Source organism: Exiguobacterium sp. s150, from assembly GCF_018618435.1.
Taxonomy (GTDB): Bacteria; Bacillota; Bacilli; order Exiguobacteriales; family Exiguobacteriaceae; genus Exiguobacterium; species Exiguobacterium alkaliphilum.
The window spans coordinates 1-1,304 of sequence record NZ_JACSMC010000070.1 but is presented as its reverse complement, the minus strand read 5'-3'; the positions used below and the strand labels follow the sequence as shown (position 1 = coordinate 1,304).

Sequence of the window (1,304 nt, the reverse complement as noted above, 5' to 3'; positions counted from 1 at the left end):
CCATAAAAATGACAAGAGGCCCCCGTGAGCGAACAAGTCGCTCCCGGGGGCCTCTTTGTTATAAATCTACTGAGTTATGTCCCAGCCTCTTTTCTATTTAAATTTAAAATAAGATTTGAATTAAGAAAGGCACATTTGAGAGGAGAGGGAATTTGGAACTATTGCTTTTAGAGTTTGGAATGAAGGACAGTATCTTCGTAGGGCTATTTATCTGGCTCTTAATTTATGTTTTGAATACTTCTTCAAGGCGTGAAGAGAAACTGTATGGTTTCTTAAATGATATGAAATTTGAATTTTCAAAATTAGTGACTAGTTATGGAAGTCTAACGGAAGATGTTACAGAGATACGTCAAGAGCTTCATGAATTCAAAGATAAAAAATGAAAGGAGGATGTAGTGATGTCCGATATACTTTTTATCATAGATGCGGGTCATGCCATAAGTACCCCGGGGAAAAGATCTCCGGATGGAGAGAGCGAATGGACATTTAACAATGAAATTGCTATAGGTTTTGAAGCACGTATGATGCAGTATAAAAACGCCGAAATTACACGAGTAGATGATAGAACGGGGTTAGTGGACGTTCCGTTGATAGAACGAGTAAAAAAAGCAGTAAAGCTAGGTGGTACAGCCTATATTTCATTTCATCATAATGCTTATTTAGGGGTGTGGGGATCACACGGAGGGACAGAGCTATTTACAAAAGAAAATCCGAGCAATTCTACTTTAGCTCTTGCTAAAGCGATTCACCCAGTTCTCGTTGAAAGCTACGGACTAAGAGACAGAGGTATTAAGCACACAAACTGGCAAGTTATCAATCACAACTACATGCCGGCAGTTCTAATTGAAGGCGGATTCATGGATTCTACTACTGATATTCATGTTCTTCGCAATAAGGATAAACTGAGAACTGCAGGTGCTCTTGTAGCAGATGCAGTTGCTAAGCATTACAGTCTTGTTCTTACTACTAACTCTGAATTACAAACAACAAAAACAATGAATCGAACTCACAAAATCGTTTCAGGAGATACCCTTTGGTCCATCAGCAAAAAATATAATGTGTCCGTAAAGAAATTGGAGATGAATAATCCAAAAGTTATACCTCACAATCTTCAAATTGGAGCACTATTGTATATTGAACGAGTAGCTTTAAGTTTAATGAATCCTAATGACTCAAATTCTATAAAATCTCTAGGCACTATTGAAATTCACAATTTGAGTATTGCGGATACAGAGAGCCGCTAGTGCGGACTTGTGAGCCACCGAATGCGGACGACTGAGCCACCAAATGCGGATACTGAGCCA

At 38.7% G+C, this 1,304-nt stretch carries 2 protein-coding genes; both read left to right on the top strand.

Annotated features, from left to right (window positions below; all coding sequences use genetic code 11):
- Positions 1-152: 152 nt before the first annotated feature.
- Positions 153-383 (top strand): BhlA/UviB family holin-like peptide, encoded by a 231-nt coding sequence (locus tag KNP76_RS15500; RefSeq protein ID WP_214754984.1) that lies wholly within the window; start codon positions 153-155, stop codon positions 381-383.
- Between the two features lie 15 nt (positions 384-398).
- Complete coding sequence (locus KNP76_RS15495) at positions 399-1,244, top strand: N-acetylmuramoyl-L-alanine amidase (RefSeq protein ID WP_214845040.1); 846 nt, start codon at positions 399-401, stop codon at positions 1,242-1,244.
- Positions 1,245-1,304: the final 60 nt, after the last annotated feature.

Coding starts and splice junctions, on each gene's coding strand:
- KNP76_RS15495 (WP_214845040.1), top strand. CDS start 399: ATGTCCGATATACTTTTTATCATAGATGCGGGTCATGCCATAAGTACC.